At 63.8% G+C, this 19104-nt stretch carries 13 protein-coding genes and 1 pseudogene; 5 read left to right on the top strand and 9 right to left on the bottom strand.

The genetic code is table 11. The features are described 5' to 3' along the window. Positions 1–9: 9 nt before the first annotated feature. Positions 10–1008, top strand: coding sequence for a GlxA family transcriptional regulator (locus tag P8H27_RS10585; protein ID WP_289637346.1), 999 nt, complete (start codon positions 10–12; stop codon positions 1006–1008). Between the two features lie 118 nt (positions 1009–1126). Here the strand turns inward: P8H27_RS10585 and hrpA are convergent, their stop codons facing one another. The 5 genes from hrpA to P8H27_RS10560 form a co-directional block, all read right to left on the bottom strand. Next, positions 1127–5119 carry an ATP-dependent RNA helicase HrpA gene (gene hrpA / locus P8H27_RS10580; RefSeq protein ID WP_289637345.1) on the bottom strand — a complete coding sequence of 1331 codons (3993 nt, stop codon included), beginning with the start codon at positions 5117–5119 and terminating at the stop codon, positions 1127–1129. 327 nt (positions 5120–5446) lie between these two features. Further along, positions 5447–7111 (bottom strand): amidohydrolase, encoded by a 1665-nt coding sequence (locus P8H27_RS10575; protein ID WP_289637343.1) that lies wholly within the window; start codon positions 7109–7111, stop codon positions 5447–5449. Positions 7112–7196: 85 nt separating this feature from the next. Continuing rightward, the gene (locus P8H27_RS10570; protein ID WP_289637341.1) at positions 7197–8297 is read right to left on the bottom strand and encodes an extracellular solute-binding protein; all 1101 of its coding nucleotides are present in this window, start codon (positions 8295–8297) and stop codon (positions 7197–7199) included. Continuing rightward, the gene (gene aguB, locus P8H27_RS10565; protein ID WP_289637339.1) at positions 8290–9207 is read right to left on the bottom strand and encodes an N-carbamoylputrescine amidase; all 918 of its coding nucleotides are present in this window, start codon (positions 9205–9207) and stop codon (positions 8290–8292) included. The genes P8H27_RS10570 and aguB overlap by 8 nt, the downstream gene beginning before the upstream one ends. A gap of 4 nt (positions 9208–9211) precedes the next feature. Continuing rightward, on the bottom strand, positions 9212–10264 hold the full coding sequence (locus tag P8H27_RS10560; RefSeq protein WP_289637337.1) for an agmatine/peptidylarginine deiminase: 1053 nt from the start codon (positions 10262–10264) through the stop codon (positions 9212–9214). A gap of 135 nt (positions 10265–10399) precedes the next feature. Here P8H27_RS10560 and P8H27_RS10555 point away from each other — a divergent pair, with 135 nt between their 5' ends. After that, entirely contained in the window at positions 10400–11269 is an 870-nt protein-coding gene (locus tag P8H27_RS10555) for a LysR family transcriptional regulator (RefSeq protein ID WP_289637335.1), read from the top strand. A 28-nt stretch (positions 11270–11297) separates the two neighbouring features. Here the strand turns inward: P8H27_RS10555 and P8H27_RS20650 are convergent, their stop codons facing one another. From P8H27_RS20650 to fadD2, 4 genes and pseudogenes are all read right to left on the bottom strand, one after another. Further along, entirely contained in the window at positions 11298–12053 is a 756-nt protein-coding gene (locus P8H27_RS20650) for a methyl-accepting chemotaxis protein (protein WP_374761344.1), read from the bottom strand. Positions 12054–12155: 102 nt separating this feature from the next. Further along, positions 12156–12983, bottom strand: a pseudogene (locus P8H27_RS20645) (cache domain-containing protein); the annotation flags it as partial. A 157-nt stretch (positions 12984–13140) separates the two neighbouring features. Then, positions 13141–14829 carry a long-chain-fatty-acid--CoA ligase FadD1 gene (fadD1, locus tag P8H27_RS10545; RefSeq protein WP_289637330.1) on the bottom strand — a complete coding sequence of 563 codons (1689 nt, stop codon included), beginning with the start codon at positions 14827–14829 and terminating at the stop codon, positions 13141–13143. A gap of 307 nt (positions 14830–15136) precedes the next feature. Then, positions 15137–16825: a long-chain-fatty-acid--CoA ligase FadD2 gene (gene fadD2 / locus P8H27_RS10540; protein WP_289637328.1), complete on the bottom strand. Its 1689-nt coding sequence runs from the start codon at positions 16823–16825 to the stop codon at positions 15137–15139. 229 nt (positions 16826–17054) lie between these two features. Here fadD2 and P8H27_RS10535 point away from each other — a divergent pair, with 229 nt between their 5' ends. From P8H27_RS10535 to P8H27_RS10525, 3 genes are all read left to right on the top strand, one after another. Then, positions 17055–18017 carry an alpha/beta hydrolase gene (locus P8H27_RS10535; RefSeq protein WP_289637327.1) on the top strand — a complete coding sequence of 321 codons (963 nt, stop codon included), beginning with the start codon at positions 17055–17057 and terminating at the stop codon, positions 18015–18017. Continuing rightward, positions 18014–18484: a MaoC family dehydratase gene (locus P8H27_RS10530; RefSeq protein WP_289637326.1), complete on the top strand. Its 471-nt coding sequence runs from the start codon at positions 18014–18016 to the stop codon at positions 18482–18484. Before P8H27_RS10535 ends, P8H27_RS10530 begins: the two co-directional genes overlap by 4 nt. A gap of 90 nt (positions 18485–18574) precedes the next feature. Further along, positions 18575–19081 (top strand): DUF1993 family protein, encoded by a 507-nt coding sequence (locus P8H27_RS10525; protein ID WP_289637325.1) that lies wholly within the window; start codon positions 18575–18577, stop codon positions 19079–19081. Positions 19082–19104 lie beyond the last annotated feature (23 nt).

The raw sequence follows: 19104 nt of genomic DNA, 5'->3' as shown, positions 1-19104 counted from the left end.
AAAATAAACATGAACGTCTGCATATTGATGGCGGATCAATGCTCATCCACCAGCGTTGCCGCCACCCTGGAATTTTTTGAAACCGCCAATGTGCTGCACCACTATGCCGTCAGAAAAAGCGCCCGCGATCGGCTGGACAGCCCCGCTCTATTCAAGGTGGAAACGGCCTCTATGGATGGGCAAAGTGTCGCTTGCACAGGCGGACTCAGGTTAACGCCCGACACAGCCGTTACAGGGGTGCACAGCCCGCAACTGATTGTTGTGCCGGGCTTCATGTTCAACATTCTGGGCGTGCTGCCCACGCTGGCCGGCATGATTGAATGGCTGCAACAGCAACATCGGCAAGGCTGTTACATCGCCAGTATGTGCACCGGGGCATTTGTAACCGCCCAAGCGGGGTTATTGGATGGCCGCTGCGCCACCACCCACTGGGTGTTCAGCGAGCAGTTTGCGCAACGCTTCCCCCAAGTGAAATTACAGACCGAACGCACCGTCACCGATGATGGTCAGATGATGTGCTCGGGCGGCTCCACCAGCGGCAGTGATTTATTGCTGTACCTGATTCGAAAATTTGCATCGCCCCAGTTGGCTGCCGAGTGTGCAAAAAAATTGTTGGTGGATGTCTCCGCGCGCAGCCAAACCCCTTATTCCTGCACCACCTTCAAGAAAAACCACACCGACGCCGACATTCTCAAAATTCAGATCTGGTTAGAAAACCGCATCGGCAACAGCATCCATATGGAACAGGTGGCCGATGAATTTGGCTTAAGCATGCGCAATTTTATCCGCCGCTTCAAAGAAGCCACGCAACAGACCCCCATTCAGTATTTGCAAAACCTGCGCATTGAAAAAGCCAAACATTTACTGGAAAGCAGCCAACAAGCGTTCGACCAAATCACGCTGCAGGTTGGCTATGAAGATGAGAATTCCTTCAGACGCTTATTTAAACAACGGGTGGGACTGTCGCCGACGGCCTACCGCAAACGCTTTGAAAATGTTCGACATTGACGGCCAACTGGCGGCCACCGCTTAACAGGCCGTTGAGAATGTAGGCGAAGCGGCCAAGACCAGGCACGCGGCGCCGCGCCGGCCGGCGTACTGCTGCGCGAGTACGCCCTACCGGTGATCAGGCTTCGACCTGGCTCCACTGCTTGTTCAGGCGCTTGTCCGACACCGCGATCTTGGTGCCGAGCTGCTGAGCGAATAGCGAGACGCGGTATTCCTCGAGCATCCAGCGATACAGCAGCAGTTGTGGGTCGCGCTTGCCTTCCTGGGCGTGTTTGGCCAGACGCGCCTGGTATTGCTGCCAATAACCGGCCAGCTCACCGCTCCAGACTCGGTCGCGCTGCAACTGGGCGCCAATTTTCTCGCAACGCTGCTCGATGGCCTTGAGGTAACGCGGCAGTTCTTTGAGCCATTCGGCCGGGGTTTCGCGGACGAAACCGGGGTAGACCAGGTTGCCCAGTTGCTGCTTGATGTCGTTGAGGGCGATGGCCTGGGCCAGGTCGATCTTGCCCTTGAAACGTTTCTGCAGGCCGTGCCAAGCCTTAAGGATTTCCAGGGTGAGCTTGGCCAGGCGCTCGGCATGCGCCGTCCAGTCGCCACGCTTGCTCTCGGCCAAAGTAGCTAGGGCGGCGCCGTCCCTCGGCAACGGCTGCTGCCCTTCGAGGACGCAGCTGTCCAGGCTGGCCAAAAGGATGTCTTCGACCAGTGCCTCGACCCGGCCCATGTCGCGGTACAGCAAGCCCAACTCGGTCAGGCCCGGCAATTTGCCCCGCAGGTACTTGGCCGGTTCGGCCAGCTGCTGCAACAGCAGACGCTGCAGGGCTCGGCGGTGCTGGTATTCGGCCTCGGCCTGGGTCGAGAAGCGCTCTTCCTTGACCGTGCCCGCCTCTTCCACCAGCGCCGGGTAAACGGTCATCGACAGGCCGGCAATCTGCTGCTGGGTCTTTTCCGCCACCTGGGCGAAGGCCTTGGCCTCCACCGTTTTCGGCGTTTTATCGGTTCGCGGAATCGCCAACGCGGCCTGACTGGCCTCGGCAAAGCGCGCGCACAGCTCGGCCAGGTCGCGGCCTTCGCCGAGGAACTTGCCCTGGGCGTCGACCACTTCCAGGTTCATCTTCAAGTGGTTTTCCAGCTGCGCCTCGGCCTCGATCCAGGCCTCCTCGGGCACCCGCGCGCCGGTCATGCGCGTCAGCTCGCGGCCCAGGGCTTCGGGCAGGTTGCCCTGGCCAAGGCTCAACTTGCTCAACGCGGCGCCGACGAAATCCGGCACCGGGACGAAATTCTTGCGCAAGGCTTTCGGCAGGTTGCGCACCAGGGCCACGCACTTGGCCTCCAGCAGGCCGGGCACCAGCCATTGCAGGCGCTCGCCCGGCAGTTGCGGCAGCAGCGGAGCCGGCACGCGCAGGGTGACGCCGTCACGCGGGTGGTTGGGCTCGAAGTGGTAGCTCAGCGGCAGGCTCAAGTCACCCAGGCGCAGCATATCCGGGTACTGCGCGGCGGTGATTTCCTTGGCGTCGCGGGCCAGCACGTCTTCCTCGCGCATGACCAGCAGCTGCGGATTCTTCGCGCTCTCGATCTTGTACCAGCTGTCGAAGGTCGCAGCCTGATGGATCTCAGCCGGCAACCGCGCCTCGTAATAGCCAAACAGGGTTTCTTCGTCGGCGAGGATGTCACGCCGACGGGCCTTGGCCTCCAACGCGTCGAGCTGCTCGAGCAGCTGGCGGTTGGCGCTCAGGCACTTGGCCCGGGAGAGGATTTCGCCGCCGACCAGGCCCTCGCGGATAAACAGCTCGCGCGACACCGGCGGGTCGATGGGGCCGTAATGCACCGGCCGGCGGCCGACCACGATCAGGCCGTAGAGGCTGATCTGCTCGTAAGCCACGACCTGGCCGCGCTTCTTCTCCCAGTGCGGCTCCAGGTGGTTCTTCTTGATCAGGTGCGGCGCCAACGGCTCGATCCAGTCCGGTTCGATCTTCGCCACCATGCGGGCGAACAGCTTGGTGGTCTCAACCAGCTCGGCGGTCATGATCCAATTGGGCTTCTTTCTACCCAGCCCGGAGGACGGATGCACCCAGAAGCGCCGCTGGCGGGCGCCGAGGTAGTCGCCTTCTTCGGTCTTCTGGCCGATCTGGCTGAGCAGGCCGGAGAGGATCGCCTTGTGCACCTTGGCGTAGTCGATGCTGCGTTGCTGGGCTTCGTCCTTGGCGGCCTCGACCTTGCTGGACAAGCCTGCGGCGTTGTCCACCCTACGGCTACCCTGCCCGCTGCTGCCTTCCGATAACTTCAGTTCGCGGGCGATCAGCACCAACTGGCGATGGGCATCGCGCCACTCGCGCAGGCGCAGGTAGTTGAGGAAGTTCTTCCGGCACCAGCTGCGCAGTGCACTGGAGCCGAGAGCCTGGCGCTGCTCCTCGAAACCGCGCCAGAGGTTGATCAGCGCGGCGAAATCGGAGTCGACATCCTTCCACTGCGCATGGGCCTGGTCGGCAGCCTGCTGGCGATCCGCGGGGCGCTCGCGCACGTCCTGCACCGACAGGGCACTGGCGATGATCAGCACTTCATCGAGGCTGCCCTGCTTGGCGCCTTCCAGCACCATGCGCGCCAGGCGCGGGTCGACCGGCAGGCGCGCCAATTGGCGGCCCAACGGGGTCAGTTGACCTTCGCGGCTGACCGCCGAGAGTTCCTGCAACAGGGTGAAGCCGTCGGTGATGGCCTTGCCGTCTGGCGGCTCGATAAAGGGAAAGTCTTCGATCTCGCCCAGGCGCAGATGGAGCATCTGCAGGATCACCGCCGCCAGGTTGGTACGCAGGATTTCCGGATCGGTGAACTCGGGGCGGCCGAGGAAATCTTCCTCGCTGTACAGGCGCACGCAGATGCCCGGTTCGACCCGCCCGCAGCGGCCCTTGCGCTGGTTGGCGCTGGCCTGGGACACGGCTTCGATGGGCAGGCGCTGGATCTTGGCGCGATAGCTGTAGCGGCTGATGCGTGCCGTGCCGCTGTCGATCACGTAGCGGATGCCCGGCACGGTCAGCGAGGTCTCGGCGACGTTGGTGGCCAAAACGATCTTGCGTCCCGCCATCGGCTGGAAGATCTTCTGTTGCTCGGCGGGAGTCAGTCGGGCATACAGCGGCAGGACTTCGGTGAAGCGCAGGTTGGCCCGGCGCAGCACTTCGGCGGCGTCGCGGATCTCCCGCTCGCCGGGCAGGAACACCAGCACGTCGCCGGGGCGCTTGCCCTCGCTCTTCTCGAACGCGGCGATCTCGTCGAGGCTGGCGAGGATCGCCTGGTCGACCGACAGATCCTCCTCGACCCGGTTGCCCTCCTCGTCCTGCTCGGACGTCAGCGGCCGGTACCAGGTCTCGACCGGATAGGTGCGCCCGGAGACTTCGACGATGGGCGCGTCGCCGAAATGCTTGGAGAAACGCTGCAGGTCGATGGTCGCCGAGGTGATGATCAGCTTGAGGTCGGGCCGGCGCGCCAGCAGGGTTTTCAGATAGCCGAGGAGAAAATCGATGTTGAGGCTGCGCTCGTGGGCCTCGTCGATGATCAGGGTGTCGTACTTGTCGAGGAAACGGTCGTGCTGGGTCTCGGCCAGCAGGATGCCGTCGGTCATCAGCTTGATCAGGCTGCGCTCGTTGCTCTTGTCCTCGAAACGCACCTGATAGCCGACCAGCTCGCCCAGCGGCGTGCCGATTTCCTCGGCGACCCGGGTCGCCACGCTGCGCGCGGCCAGCCGCCGCGGCTGGGTGTGGCCGATCAAGCCGTGCACGCCGCGGCCCAGCTCCAGGCAGATCTTCGGCAGCTGGGTGGTTTTGCCCGAGCCGGTTTCGCCGGCGATCACCACCACCTGATGCTTGACGATGGCCGCCTTGATCTCGTCGCGCTTGGCGGCGATCGGCAAGGCGTCGTCGTAACGCATGGCCGGCACGCTGAGACGGCGCGCCTCGACCTTGGCGGCGGAAGCCTGAAAACGTTCGAGCCACTGCGCCAGCTTGGCCTCGTCCGGCCGCTTGCTCAGCTCGTGGAGCTGGCGACGCAAGCGGTGGCGGTCGGCGTAGAGGGCGTGCTCGAGGTTTTTCTGCAACTGGTCGAGGGCGGGTAACGGGTCGGTCATCGGGCAGCCGTGAGCATATTCGTGAGGGCCGCGATTGTCGCAGATTTCACCGCAACCCCGAAGAACGCATCCAGAGTGCGGCCCACAGGCTAAGCCCGCCATGACCTAAGAGACTGACTCAGGTGCCCGAATCAAAAGGCTCTGTACCCGTTAGGTGTTGTATCACCAGGCGCGAACTGCCTGCGATCCGTAGGAGGCCCGACCTCGGGGCGAGCTTTGGCTATACCCGCGAAACGATGGGCAGGCAGCCCTGCGGGCTGCATTCGCCGCGGGGTCGCGCCTCCTACAAGAGATCGCGCATGCAACACATAATTGAGACATAGCCAATCAAAAGGCCGCGTCGCGGTACACCTGCTCGCCGCCGAGCAGGGTCCAGAGCACCTGGGTCTGGCCGAGCTGCTCCAGCGGCAACTGGAAGATGTCGCGATCCAGCACCACCAGGTCGGCCTGCTTGCCGACTTCCAGCGAACCGGTGTCCCGTTCCTGGCGCAGGCTGTAGGCGGCATCCAGGGTGTAGGCACGCACCGCCGCTTGCAGGTTCGGCAGGCTGCGCTCGCCCAGGCTCAGGGCATTCTGCATGATGCCCAGGGGCGACAGCGGGTTGACGTCCCAATCGGAGCTGAGGGTGACCCGCGCACCGGCGTCATGCAGCTGACGCAGCGGCAGCAGCTGGTAGGCACGCTGGCCGATCAAGGGCTGGTTGTCCTTGAGGAAAGGCGGCGCGAAGTAGCGACTCGGCTGGAAGTCGGCGGTGACGTTCAATTGCTTGAAGCGCGGCCTGTCGGCCTCGTCCACCAGTTCGAGGTGGGTCAGACGATGACGGCCCTGGCCGCCGCCGGCCTGGATGGCGTCCAGGGCATCGTTCACCGCCTGGTCGCCGATGGCATGGATATGCATGTCGAAGCCCGCGTCCGACAGCTCACTGACATAGCGTTGCAGGCGCTCGGGAGTGAAGTAATACAGGCCCTTGCGCTCGCCCCCCGGCAGGCTGTGCAGGTAGGGCTGCTGCAAGCGCGCGGTGCTGTTGTGGATGATGCCGTCGACGTAGAACTTGATCTGATTGACCCGCAGCAGGCTGTGCTCATCGCCGGGTCGATACAGGGCCTTGAGTGTGGCCAGTTGCTCTTCGTCGTCCAGCGATGGATAGGCCCACAGGCCGAGGGAGGTGCGCGCCTTCAGTTCGTCGCGTTGGGCGGCCTTCTGCCAGGCCTCGAGGTGACCGCGACGCCAGAATACCCGGGCGTCGGCCACCGAGGTGATGCCGTTCCTGGCCAGCTCATCCTGGCCCGCCAACACGGCCTGGTAGTAGACCTCCGCGAGCGCCCTGGACGGCGGCAATGCCTGATCCAGGGCCAGATCGCCGGCATTGTCCAGCACCAGGCCGGTGGGCCGGCCGTCCTCGTCGCGCATGATCACGCCGCCGACCGGGTCGGGGGTGTTTGCGTCGATGCCGGCCAGCTCCAGGCCCTTGGAGTTGAGCCAGTAGGAGTGCGAAGTCTCCTCCATCAGGGTCACCGGACGATCCGCCACCACGGCGTCGAGCAGGTCGCGCGGGGCCTCCTCTTCTGCCAATAGGCGGTGCAGAGCGAAGCCCCAGCCCACCAACCAGTCGCCCTCGTCCTCGGCATTGCAGGCACTCAGCTGCTCCAGCCACTGCGGCACGCCATCCTCGGGACTGAGGGTGCAATCGCCCTGGGCCTCGGAAGAGGCATCCAGCACGTGGGCGTGGCTGTCCTGAAAACCCGGCAACACCAGACGCCCCTGCAGGTCGACCTGTTCGGTCTGTTCATCGACATAGGCCTGCAGCGCCTGGCTATCGCCCACGGCGAGAATGCGTCCGTCCGCGTCTATGGCCAGGGCGCTGGCCCATGGCTGCTGTTCGTTCACCGTGTAGAACTTGCCGTTGTGCAACAGCGTGGCCGCCGATTCGGCGGCCTGCAGGGCGGAACTGGCCAACAGCAGCAGGCCGGTAAAGCTTAGGGAAGCGCGCATAGAAACCTCTAAAACCTGGTCGGAGAGCAGCCTACTGAGCCGCCTCCGGATGAACACATGAGTCTCGGTTGACGCCGGTGTGCCGTCAGCGGCCGGCAGCGGTCTTGAACGTGGTCCAGGTGCGCATGCGCGCACGCATGTCGCGCTGCGGGATGTCCTTACCGGGGATCAGCCGCGCGTAACCGGCCTCGCTCGGGTAGATGTCCGGGTTGTCGCGCATCTGCGGGTCGACAGCGGCACGCGCCTTGGCGTTGGAGGTGGGGTAGCCGGTGAAGCTGGAGATGGCCGCCATATTCTCCGGGCGCATGACGAAGTTGATGAAGGCGTAGGCGTATTCCGGGTGTTTGGCGTCAGCCGGAATCGCCATGGTATCCATCCACACCGTGGTGCCTTCGCTGGGGATGCGGTACTGGAAATCCATCTGCTTGCCGGCAGCGTCGGCCGCGCGCTGAGCCTGGGTCATATCGCCGCTGTAGCCGAGCGACAGGCACAGGTTGCCGTTGACCAGGTTGGTGACCGGCTGCGACTGCAGTTTGGTCACATGGGGGCGCAGCTGCATCAGCAGGGCTTGCGCCGCCGCCAGATCTTGCGCCTTGCCGCTGCGCGGATCGCGCCCCAGGTAGTGCAGCGCCACCGCCAAGACTTCGTCGGGCGAGTCGATCAGGGAAATCCCGCAGTCGGCGAACTTGGCCGCCAGCTCCGGCTTGAACAGCAGATCCAGGCTGTTCACCGGTGCACCGGGCGCGCGCTGATTGATCATCTCGGCGTTATAGGTCAGGCCAACCGTGCCCCAGGTGTAAGGCACAGTGGCATCGCGGGACTTGGGGTACTGGGCGTGCAGCGCCTGCAGTCCCGGCTCGATGTCGTCCAGTTCGGTCAGTTTGGATTTGTCCAGCGGCTGCAGGGCGCCGGCGCGCATCAGCCGCTCGGCTACGGTGTCGCCGGGGAAGATCAGGTCGTAGCCGCTGCCGCCGGCCATCATCTTGGCCTCCAACGTCTCGCTGCTGTCCATCACGTCGTAGACCACGCGGATGCCGGTTTCGGCGGTGAACTTGGCCAGGGTGTCCTCGGCGAAGTAGTCGGCCCAGTTGTACAGGTTCATCACCTTCTCTGCGGCCAGCAGTGGCTGGCTCAACAGCCCCAGGCCGATGGCCAGAGCGGCCAGTGGTTGGCTGTGCTTATACATCGAGTGCTCCTCGCGCCGTCCAGCGCACATGGGATTGACGACCGTCCAGGCCCAGCAGGGATCCGTACATTTCCGGACGACGGTCACGGTAGATGCCCCAGGTCAGGCGCTCTTCGCGCATGGCCGCCAGGTCGAGGCTCTGCACCAGCACGCCGGTCGAGTCGCGGTCGGCCTCGGCCAACAGCTTGCCCTTGTGGTTGCTGATAAAGGACGAGCCGTAGAAGCTCATCGCCAACTCGGGGTCGTTGCTCGCCTGCTCACGGCCGACGCGGTTGGCGGCGACCACCGGCAGGATATTGGCGGCGGCATGGCCGCGCATGGCCATCTGCCAATGATCGCGTGAGTCCAGCGCCGCGGCGCCCGGCTCGGAGCCGATGGCGGTGGGAAACAACAACACTTCGGCGCCCATCAGGGCCAGGCAGCGGGCCGTCTCGGGAAACCACTGATCCCAGCAGATACCCAGGCCGAGGCGGCCATAGGCGCTGTCCCAGACCCTGAAGCCGGTGTCGCCGGGGCTGAAGTACTCCTTCTCCTGGTAGCCGATGGCGTTGGGGATGTGGGTCTTGCGGTAGACGCCGAGCAAACGGCCATCGGCATCGGCCACGCTCAGCGAGTTGAAGTAGGCGTTGCCGGCCTTCTCGAACCAGGAGAGCGGCAGCACCACGGCCAATTCTTTGGCCAGCGCGGCGAAGCGCTTGAGCACTTGGCTGTCGCGGTATTCCTCGGCCAGCGCCAGGTGTTTATGATCCTGCTCGATGCAGAAATACGGGGTGGCGAACAGCTCCTGCAACAGGATCACCTGGGCGCCCTGAGCCGCCGCTTGGCGTACCAGCTGCTCGGCCTGGTCGAGGTTGCGGCCGAGATCCCAGCTGCAGGCGAACTGGGTGGTGGCGATGGTCAGCATGCTCATCGGCTCACCCCTTCGCCGGCCAGGCCGGCTGTTGCTGGGTGATGCAGTGCACGCCGCCGCCGCCATGGGCCAGTTGGTCGATCCGCACCGGCACCACTTCGCGCCCGGGGAAAGCCATGGCCAGGGTCTCGGCAGCGACCCGGTCGGCGGCGATGCCGTAGGCCGGCATGATCACGGCGCCATTGGCGATGTAGAAGTTGGTGTAGGAGGCGCAGAACACCTCGGCCTCCGTATCCAGCGCAGCGCTGGCCTCGTACAGCTCGAGCAGCTCGAACTGACGGCCACGGGCGTCGCTGGCCAATTCCAGGGCACGACGGTTCTCGCGCACCACCTCGGCATACACCGAACCCTGGTCATGGGTGGCGTCCACCAGCAGCGCGCCGGGGCGGGCGAAGGCGCACACGCCGTCGACGTGGCCGTCGGTCATGTCGCCGGTGACGTAGTCCGGATCGCCCGGCAGCCAGATGGTCTTCTGCACCCCGAGCAGGCGGGCGAAGATGTCTTCCATCTCGGCCTTGCTCAGGCCCGGATTGCGATTGGGATTGAGCAGCACCGACTCGGTGGTGATCAGCGTGCCCTCGCCGTCCACATGGATGGCGCCGCCCTCGTTGGCCAGCGGCGTGCCGAAACACTCCAGGCCCAGGCCGTTGAGCACGCGCCGGGCCAGGCTCTCGTCCAACTCATGGGCCGACTTGCCGCCCCAGGCGTTGAAGCGCCAGCTGACCCCGGCCAGGCCCAGTTGCGGGTGGCAGACGAAACTCGGCCCGCTGTCACGGCACCAGCTGTCGTTGACTGCCAGCTCGATCAGCTCGACGCCTGGCCCACACAGTGCCCGGGCGCGTTCGCCGGCGGACGGGTCGACCACCAGTTTGACCGGTTCGAAGCGGGCGATGGCGTTGGCCACCCGGGCGAAGTCTTCCTGCACCTGGGCCAGGGTTACGCCCCAGGTGTTCTCCCACAGCGCCTGGTTGTGCGGCCAGACCATCCAGGTGGCGGCGTGTTGGGCCCATTCGGCCGGCATCCACCAGCCCGTTTGCTGCGTGTCGTTCGGTTGCATGACAAGTGCCTTTCAGTTAAGTAGTTGTTATCACTGAAAACCGCCTGAGCGGCCATGACACCCATGCTATGCCCCTAAAAATCACAGAACAAACGATGGATTTTGCCCACAAATGATTAGCAGGACTTATCGATCATGCTCAAACACTGGCCACCCCTGAACGCCCTGCGCGGCTTCGAAGCCGCCGCCCGCCTGGGCAGTTTCCACAAGGCCGCCGAGGAGTTGCACCTCACCCAGTCGGCCATCAGCCAGCAGATCCGCAGCCTGGAAGGTTATCTGGAACAGCCGCTGTTCTACCGCAGCGGGCGTAGCGTCAGCCTGACCGACGCCGGCCACGACCTGCTCAGCACCACCCAGTCGCTGTTGCAGCAATTGGCCGTGGGCATTCGTCGCCTGGAGCAATACAGCAAACCCAACCAATTGGTGGTCAACACCACCCCGGCCTTCGCCCGCCACTGGCTGCTGCCGCGCCTGGGCGACTTCCGGCGGCGCCATGCCGAGATCGATCTGTGGCTGTTCACCACCGACGAGGCCCCGGACATGGCCAGCCAGACCATCGACATCGCCGTGCGTGACGACATCAGCGCCCAGGCCGAATGCAGCTTCCGGGTGCTGCTGCACGACCGCCTCTACCCGGCCTGCCACCCCGCGCTGCTGCAAACGCCCACGGCCGAGCGCAGCACCCTGCACGGCGAGCGGGAAATGGACTGGAGCCACTGGGAGGTCGAAGCCGGCGTGGATGTCGGCCAGCAGGGCCATGGCCTGAATTTCTCCGACCCCGGCCTGCTGCTGGACGCCGCCTGCCAGGGCCTGGGCATCGCCCTGGTCAGCCAACTGCTGGCGCAACAGGCCAGAGCCAGCGGGCTGCTGCAAGCGCTGGCCGAACAGCGCGTGCGCGGCCCCAACTGGGCCTGGCTGATTCATCGCGACAGCGAGCACAGCCCGCTGACCCGCAGTTTCTGCGACTGGCTGGAACAGCAGCTGAGCGCCAGCGGCGCGGCCTGAGATCGCGCGCCGGGTTAGCGATCATCGCTCAGATCTGAAACTGGCCGACCAGGCGCTGCAGGCGCTCGCCAAGCTGGTTGAGCTCGCGCGAGGTCTGCGCACCCTGGGCGGCTTCGCCAGCGACCCCGTCCACACCCACGGCGATCTGGTGCACGCTGCGGTTGATCTCTTCGGCCACGGCAGTCTGCTCTTCGGCCGCGCTGGCGATCTGCGCATTCATCGAGTTGATGGTGCCGATCAGGCTGGCGATGGCTTGCAGCGAGACACCGGCGCAGGTGGCCTGCTCGCGGGTGTTCTCGCCCATCTCGCTGGCACGCTGCATGGCCTTCACCGACTCGCTGGTGGCGCTCTGCAAGCGGTTGATCATGCTCTGGATCTCGCCGGTGCTCTGCTGGGTGCGGCTGGCCAGGGCGCGAACTTCGTCGGCGACCACGGCAAAACCGCGGCCCGCCTCGCCGGCGCGTGCCGCCTCGATCGCCGCATTGAGCGCCAGCAAGTTGGTTTGCTCGGCAATCGAGCGGATCACCTCGAGCACGCCGACGATGCCTTGCACATCCTGGCGCAGATTTTCCAGTGAGGTGCTGCTGCTACGCACTTCGCCCACCAGATCGTGGATGCTCTCGATACTCTGATCCACCACGCGCTTGGCGGACTGGCCTTCCAGGTCAGTCTCGCGCGCCGCTTCGGCGGCGTGTTGCGCACTGTTGGCCACTTCCTGGGCGGCGGCGGACATCTGATTGATCGCCGTGGCCACCTGATCGGTCTCCTGGCGCTGCCCTTCCATGGCCTGCTCCGAGCGTTGCGCCTGGCTGGACACCGCACCGACCAGGCTGGAGAGCTGGGTAGTGGTAGCCGCCACCTGGCACACCAGGCCGTGGATTTTTTCGACGAACTGGTTGAACGATAGCGCCAGCTCTCCCAGCTCATCCTGACTGGTCACTGGCAGGCGATAAGTCAGGTTGCCGTTGCCAGCAGCCATGTCGTCGAGATTGCTCTTGATGTGCAACAGCGGGCGGAGAATGGAGTTGCTCATGACGACGGCGAGCCCCCCCATCAGTAGCAGCAGGGCGGACGCCGAACCGATCATGATCAGCAGCAGGTTGTCGATGCGCGCCTGAAACTCGGCGCGTGCCTGCTGCACATCGCGCTCGACCCCGTCGAGATTCACCGAGGTGCCAAAGGCCAGATTCCACTTAGGCAGGTAGGCGGCGTAACCAACCTTGGGCACCAGCACTTTGCCGTCGCCGAGGACGAAGCTGTAATTGACGTAGTGGCTGCCGTCTTTACCGGCACGCACCAGTTCACGAATGGCATAGACCCCGTTGGGGTCGCGGTAATCGGCGAAGCTCTCGCCGATGCGCTCGTTGCCATTGGCCTGGAATACGCGCAGCGATTCACCGTCGTAGCCCCAGAAGTAACCTTCCGCGCCGTAGGACAGGCGCTTGAGCACCGCCACCGCCTGCTCGCGCGCAGCCATGTCGTTGGCGGCTGAAGCTTGATAGATGGGCGCGATGGCGTTCATCGCCAGATCCACGTACTGCTTGATTTCGATCCGTCGATCCTGAGTCAGCTTTTCGCGGGTGCCGGCCTCCTGCTGATCGGCCAACTGCTGCAGGGTGAACACCGCTAGGGTGCTGAGCAGCAGCGTCAACAGCAGCACCGGAACCAGGGCCAACAACAGGACTTTGGAGCGCAACCGAAGTGTGGCGAGCATGAGGGCAGTACCTTGGCAGTGAGGATTATGCGCACATGAACCCGGTCCGACTGTGGTCAGACCAGTGACCCACGTACATTTTTTTAGCAATCCTACGACATACTCGCCAATAGACAAGAAAAAACCCGCCGCAGCGGGTTTTTTCAGACCATTGCCCTCAAGCCTTGGCCAGTTTCTTCAGCTCCTGGTCGCGCAGTTCGCGGCGCAGGATCTTGCCGACGTTGGTGGTCGGCAGCGTATCGCGGAACTCCACGACTCTCGGCACCTTGTAGCCGGTGACATTGGCGCGCATGTGCTGCATGACCTGCTCCTTGGTCAGGTTCACGCCCGGCTTGGCGACCACGAACAGCTTGATCGCTTCGCCGGATTTCTCGTCCGGGATGCCGATGGCCGCGCACTGCAGCACGCCTGGCAGGGTGGCCAGCACGTCCTCCAGCTCGTTCGGGTAGACGTTGAAGCCGGACACCAGAATCATGTCTTTCTTGCGGTCGACGATGCGCAGGTAACCGTCTTCCTGGATCACCGCGATGTCGCCGGTTTTCAGCCAGCCGGCGGCGTCGAGGATTTCGTCGGTGGCATCCTGGCGTTGCCAGTAGCCCTTCATCACCTGCGGACCCTTGACGCACAACTCGCCCACCGCGCCGAGGGGCAGTTCGTTGCCTTCGTCGTCGATCACCTTGCACTGGGTCGAGGGCACCGGAATACCGATAGTGCCCAGCTGGATGGCCTGAACCGGGTTGACCGTGGCCACCGGACTGGTTTCGGTCATGCCGAAGCCTTCGCAGAGCGGGCTGCCGGTCACCTGGGTCCAGCGCTCGGCAGTGGCCAATTGCAGGGCCATGCCGCCAGACAGGGTGACTTTCAGAGAGGAGAAGTCGAGTTTCTGGAAGTCCTCGCTGTTGCACAAGGCGACGAACAGGGTATTGAGGCCGACGAAACCGCTGAACTTGTAACGCGCCAGATCCTTAACCATGCCCGGCAGGTCCCGCGGGTTGGTGATCAGCACGTTATGGTTGCCGATCAGCATCATGGCCATGCAATGGAAGGTGAAAGCATAGATGTGATAGAGCGGCAGCGGCGCAATCACGACTTCGCTGCCTTCATTCATGTTCGACGCCATCATCGCGCGGGCCTGCAGCATGTTCGCCACCAGATTGCGGTGAGTCAGCATCGCGCCCTTGGCCACCCCGGTGGTGCCACCGGTGTACTGCAGTACGGCGATCTCGCCGTTGGCCGGGTTGGCTTCCTTGACCGGCTTGCCACGGCCTTTGCTCAGGGCTTCGGTGAACTTGACGGCGTGCGGCAGTTTGTAGGCCGGCACCATCTTCTTCACGTACTTGACCACACTGTTGATCAGCAGGCGCTTGAGCGGCGGCAGCATATCGCCGACTTCGCTGATGATGACCGTCTTGATCCCGGTCTTGGGCAACACTTGTTCGACCAGGTGAGCCATGTTGGCCAAGCTGACCAGAGCCTTGGCGCCGGAATCGTTGAATTGGTGTTCCATTTCCCGCGCGGTGTACAGCGGGTTGGTGTTGACCACGACCAGGCCGGCGCGAATGGCGCCGAACACCACGACCGGGTATTGCAGGACGTTGGGCAGTTGCACGGCAATGCGATCGCCAGGCTGCAGGCTCGTGTGCTGTTGCAGGTAGGCGGCGAAAGCACCGGACAACTCATACAGTTCGCCGTAGGTGATGGTCTTGCCGAGATTGCTGAAGGCCGGCTTGTCGGCGAAACGCTGGCAGGACTGTTTCAGTACCGCCTGGATATTCGGGTACTGATCGGGATCGATTTCGGCAGCAATCCCAAGGGGATACTTATCCTTCCAAAAATTTTCGGTCACGGAAGCCCACTCCTAAGCAACAGCTGATCTTCACCGCGCAGAGGCGGTTGTTTATTGTGTGTTTACTCACTTTCCAGACTGGCAAACGGCCAAAAAGCGGGCCGAGAGTAGCAGCTTTGCCTGGGAGCGCCTAGCACCAAACTCTGCCTTACCAGTAACGAAAGTGACGAATACTATCATTCTGGTCACTTTTAGGACGAGCCTATCAGGCGCCCGCTGCGCTTGTAGGACAAGGCTTGCGGCAACTGGTCCGCGACCTGGAGGAGAACGTAGCCCGGATGAAGTCCGGGCTACGGCGCTGCGCGGTCTACGCGATATCGCGCAGCTCACGACGGAGGATCTTGCCCACCGGGGTCATCGGCAAGGAATCGCGGAAGACGATGTGCTTGGGCACCTTGTAGCCGGTGAAGTTTTCCCTGCAGTAAGCCGTCAGCGCCTCGGCACTGAGACCGCCTGCGCGGGCGACGACGAACAGCTTGACCGCCTCGCCGGATTTTTCGTCGGGCACCCCGATGGCCGCGCAGCTGGCGACCTGCGGGTGGGCCATGACCACGTCTTCGATCTCGTTGGGGTACACGTTGAAGCCGGAGACGATGATCATGTCCTTCTTGCGGTCGACGATGCGCACGAAGCCGTCCGGGTCGATTACCGCGATGTCGCCGGTCTTGAACCAGCCCTTGGCGTCCAAAACTTCGGCGGTGGCCTCTTCGCGCTGCCAGTAGCCCTTCATCACTTGCGGGCCTTTGATGCACAGCTCGCCCCGCTCGCCCAGGGGCTGCTCGCAACCGTCGTCGTCGATCACCTTGAACGCGGTGCCCGGCACCGGGATGCCCACCGTGCCCAGACGCGCCCGGGTACCGTAGGGGTTGCTGCTGGCCACTGGCGCAGTCTCGGTGAGGCCGTAGCCTTCCACCACCGCACAGCCGGTAATGGCCTGCCAACGCTCGGCGGTGGCCTTGACCAGCGCGGTGCCGCCGGAGTTGGTGACCTTGAGCCTGGAGAAATCGAGGTTCTTGAACTCGGGGTGATCCATCAGCGCGACGAACAGGGTATTGAGGCCCAGCAGCGCGGAGAACCGCCACTTGCCCAATTCCTTGACGAAGCCGGGAATATCGCGTGGATTACTGATCAGTACGCTGAGATTGCCGTTGACCATCATGCACATGCAGTTCGCGGTAAAGGCGTAGATGTGATAGAGCGGCAACGGCGCGATCATGATTTCCTGGCCCTGCTTCATCAGCGGGGTACCGTCGTCGCCGAGCTGCGACAAGCAGGCATCGACCTGCTGCATGTTGGCCACCAGGTTGCCGTGGGTCAGCATGGCGCCCTTGGCCACCCCAGTGGTGCCGCCGGTGTATTGCAGCACCGCGATATCGTCGTGGCCGACCGCGACCGGCTTGACCCCGTGCCCATGCCCCTGCTGGAGCGCCGCCTTGAACGACACCGCCTGGGGCAGGCGGTAGTCCGGCACCATTTTCTTGACCTTCTTTACCAGGGTATTGACCAGCCAGCCCTTGAGGCTCGGCAACATGTCACCCATCCGGGCCTCGATCAGGTAGTCGATTTCGGTATCCGCCAGCACGTCCTGCACCAATTTGCCGAACATGTTCAGGTAGACCAGGGCGCGCACCCCGGCATCCTTGAACTGGTGACGCATCTCGCGGGCGGTGTACAGCGGGTTGGTGTTGACCACGATCAGCCCGGCGCGCATGGCACCGAACACGGCTATCGGGTATTGCAGAATGTTGGGCATCTGCACGGCGATGCGCTCGCCGGGCTGCAGGTCGGTGTGCTTTTGCAGATAACTGGCAAAGGCGCCGGACAGACGATCGAGCTCGGCGTAGGTCAGGGTCACCCCCATATTGCTGAACGCCGGACGGTCGGCGAATTTCTTGCACGAGCGCTCGAACACCTCGACCACCGACTTGTAGGCACCCATGTCGATATCGTTGGGCACGCCAGTCGGACGTTTGTCGCTCCAGAAATCAGGCTGCATTATTTTTATCCTCTTACCCTGATAGGTGCCTGTCTCGCGGAGTCCGCCATGGCAAAAGCCGCGACGACGGCTGACAAGGAACTGCCGCCGACGTTAGCAGCTCCGGACAGGAGCGCAAATACTTGCGGGGCGTCATTGACAGCGTGAATCTTCGATCACGCCATTCGGCTGGGAAAAGCCTGCGCGCAAGCTCTACAATGCCGAACTCTCGCAGGCCGAAGGATTCGCCATGCAGCACAATGCTTTTTGGCTCGATAGCAGCGACGCCGCACCGCTCTACGTGAACCGCTGGTTCGCCGAACAGCCGCCGAAAGCGGTGGTGATGGTGGCCCATGGCATGGCCGAACACAGCGCACGCTACGCCCGCCTGGGCGCGGCCCTGGTCGCTGCGGGCTTCGAGCTTTACGCCCACGACCAGCGCGGCCACGGCAGGACGGCCGAACACGGCCACCTCGGCCACTATGCCGACGCCAACGGCTGGAACCTGGTGGTGAGTGACCTGGCCCGCCTCAACCACCATATTCGCCAGCAGCATCCACAGGTGCCGATCTTCCTGCTGGGCCACAGCATGGGCAGCTACATCGCTCAGGCCTACCTGATGCAACACAGCTGCAGCCTGCAAGGAGCGATTCTGTCCGGTTCCAACTACCAGCCCCTGGCGCTGTACCGCGCGGCGCGGCTGATTGCCCGTTTCGAGCGCTGGCGTCAGGGGCCGACCGGCCAAAGCGCCCTGATCGAGTTGATTTCCTTCGGCTCGTTCAATAAAGCCTTCAAGCCCAATCGCACTCGCTTCGACTGGCTGAGCCGCGACCCTGGCGAAGTGGATGCCTACCTCAACGACCCGCTCTGCGGCTTCCGCTGCAGCAACCAGCTGTGGCTCGACCTGCTCGGCGGCCTGCTGCACATCACCCCGCCACGCAACCTGGCGCAGATCGACTGCAAACTGCCGTTGCTGGTGATCGGCGGAGCCTGCGACCCGGTCAGCGACGGCAAGCGTTTGACCGACCTGGCCAACGCCCTGCGCCAGGCCGGCCACACCCAGGTGCAATTGAAGCTATATCCGGATGCTCGCCACGAGCTGCTCAACGAGAGCAACCGCGCCGACGTCACCACCGACTTGATCGCCTGGCTGGAACAGGCCCTGAGCCATCCCCGCCAGCTTCACCCACAACCCCAGGAGACACACCCATGAGTCAAAGCAGCAACACGCCTTACGACATTCTCGAAATAGGCCAGACCGCCAGCTACAGCAAGACCGTCGAAGAGCGCGACATCCAGCTGTTCGCCGCGGTGTCCGGCGACCGCAACCCGGTGCACCTGGATGCCGAATATGCCGCCACCACCATGTTCAAGCAGCGCATCGCCCATGGCATGTTCAGCGGCGCCCTGATCAGCGCGGCAGTAGCCTGCGAGCTGCCCGGCCCCGGCACCATCTACCTGGGTCAGAGCATGCGTTTCACCGCGCCGGTGAAGCTCGGCGACACCCTCACCGTACGTCTGGAAATCCTCGAGAAACTGCCGAAATTCCGCGTGCGCGTCGCCACCCGGGTGTTCAATCAGAACGACGAACTGGTGGTCGACGGCGAAGCGGAAATCCTCGCCCCGCGCAAACAGCAGACCGTCGAGCTGGCCGAGCTGCCGCCGATCAGCATCGGCTAAGTACGCCCGCTGACCCGACTGCCCGATAAACCGCCACACTGGCGGTTTAGCTTTTCCTCAGCCGTCGCCCGCACTCAATCGGAGCACTCCATGTCCCTGTCCATGTACCAAGCATCCATCCCGGTGTTCACCCGCCAACTGAACAACCTGTCGACCATCCTCGGCATTGCCGCCGCCGACGCCGAGACCCGGAAGATCGACCCCAGCGTATTACTCAATGCCCGCCTGGCCCCGGACATGTTCCCGCTGAGCCGCCAGGTGCAGATCGCCTGCGATACCGCCCAGGCCGGCATCGCCCTGCTGGCCGGCATCGATGCCCCGCACCAGGCCGATGACGAAACCAGCTTCGCCGATCTGCAGGCGCGCATCGCCGCTACCCTGAGCTTTCTGCAAGGCCTCGGCGCCGCGCAGATCGACGGCAGCGAGGAGCGCACCGTGACCCTCTCGCGGCGCGGCAAGGACACCCACTTCCAGGGCCAGCTCTTCCTGCTCGACCACGTGATGCCCAACTTCTATTTCCACTGCACCACCGCCTACGCCATCCTGCGCCATAACGGTGTGGCAATCGGCAAGCGCGACTTCCTCGGCACTCGCTGAGCCTTGCGCCCAGAAAGCGATCG

This window comes from Pseudomonas sp. sp1636 (assembly GCF_030376615.1).
GTDB lineage: Bacteria > Pseudomonadota > Gammaproteobacteria > Pseudomonadales > Pseudomonadaceae > Aquipseudomonas.
The sequence above is the reverse complement of the archived record's forward strand: the minus strand, read 5'-3'. Positions and strand labels throughout refer to the sequence as shown.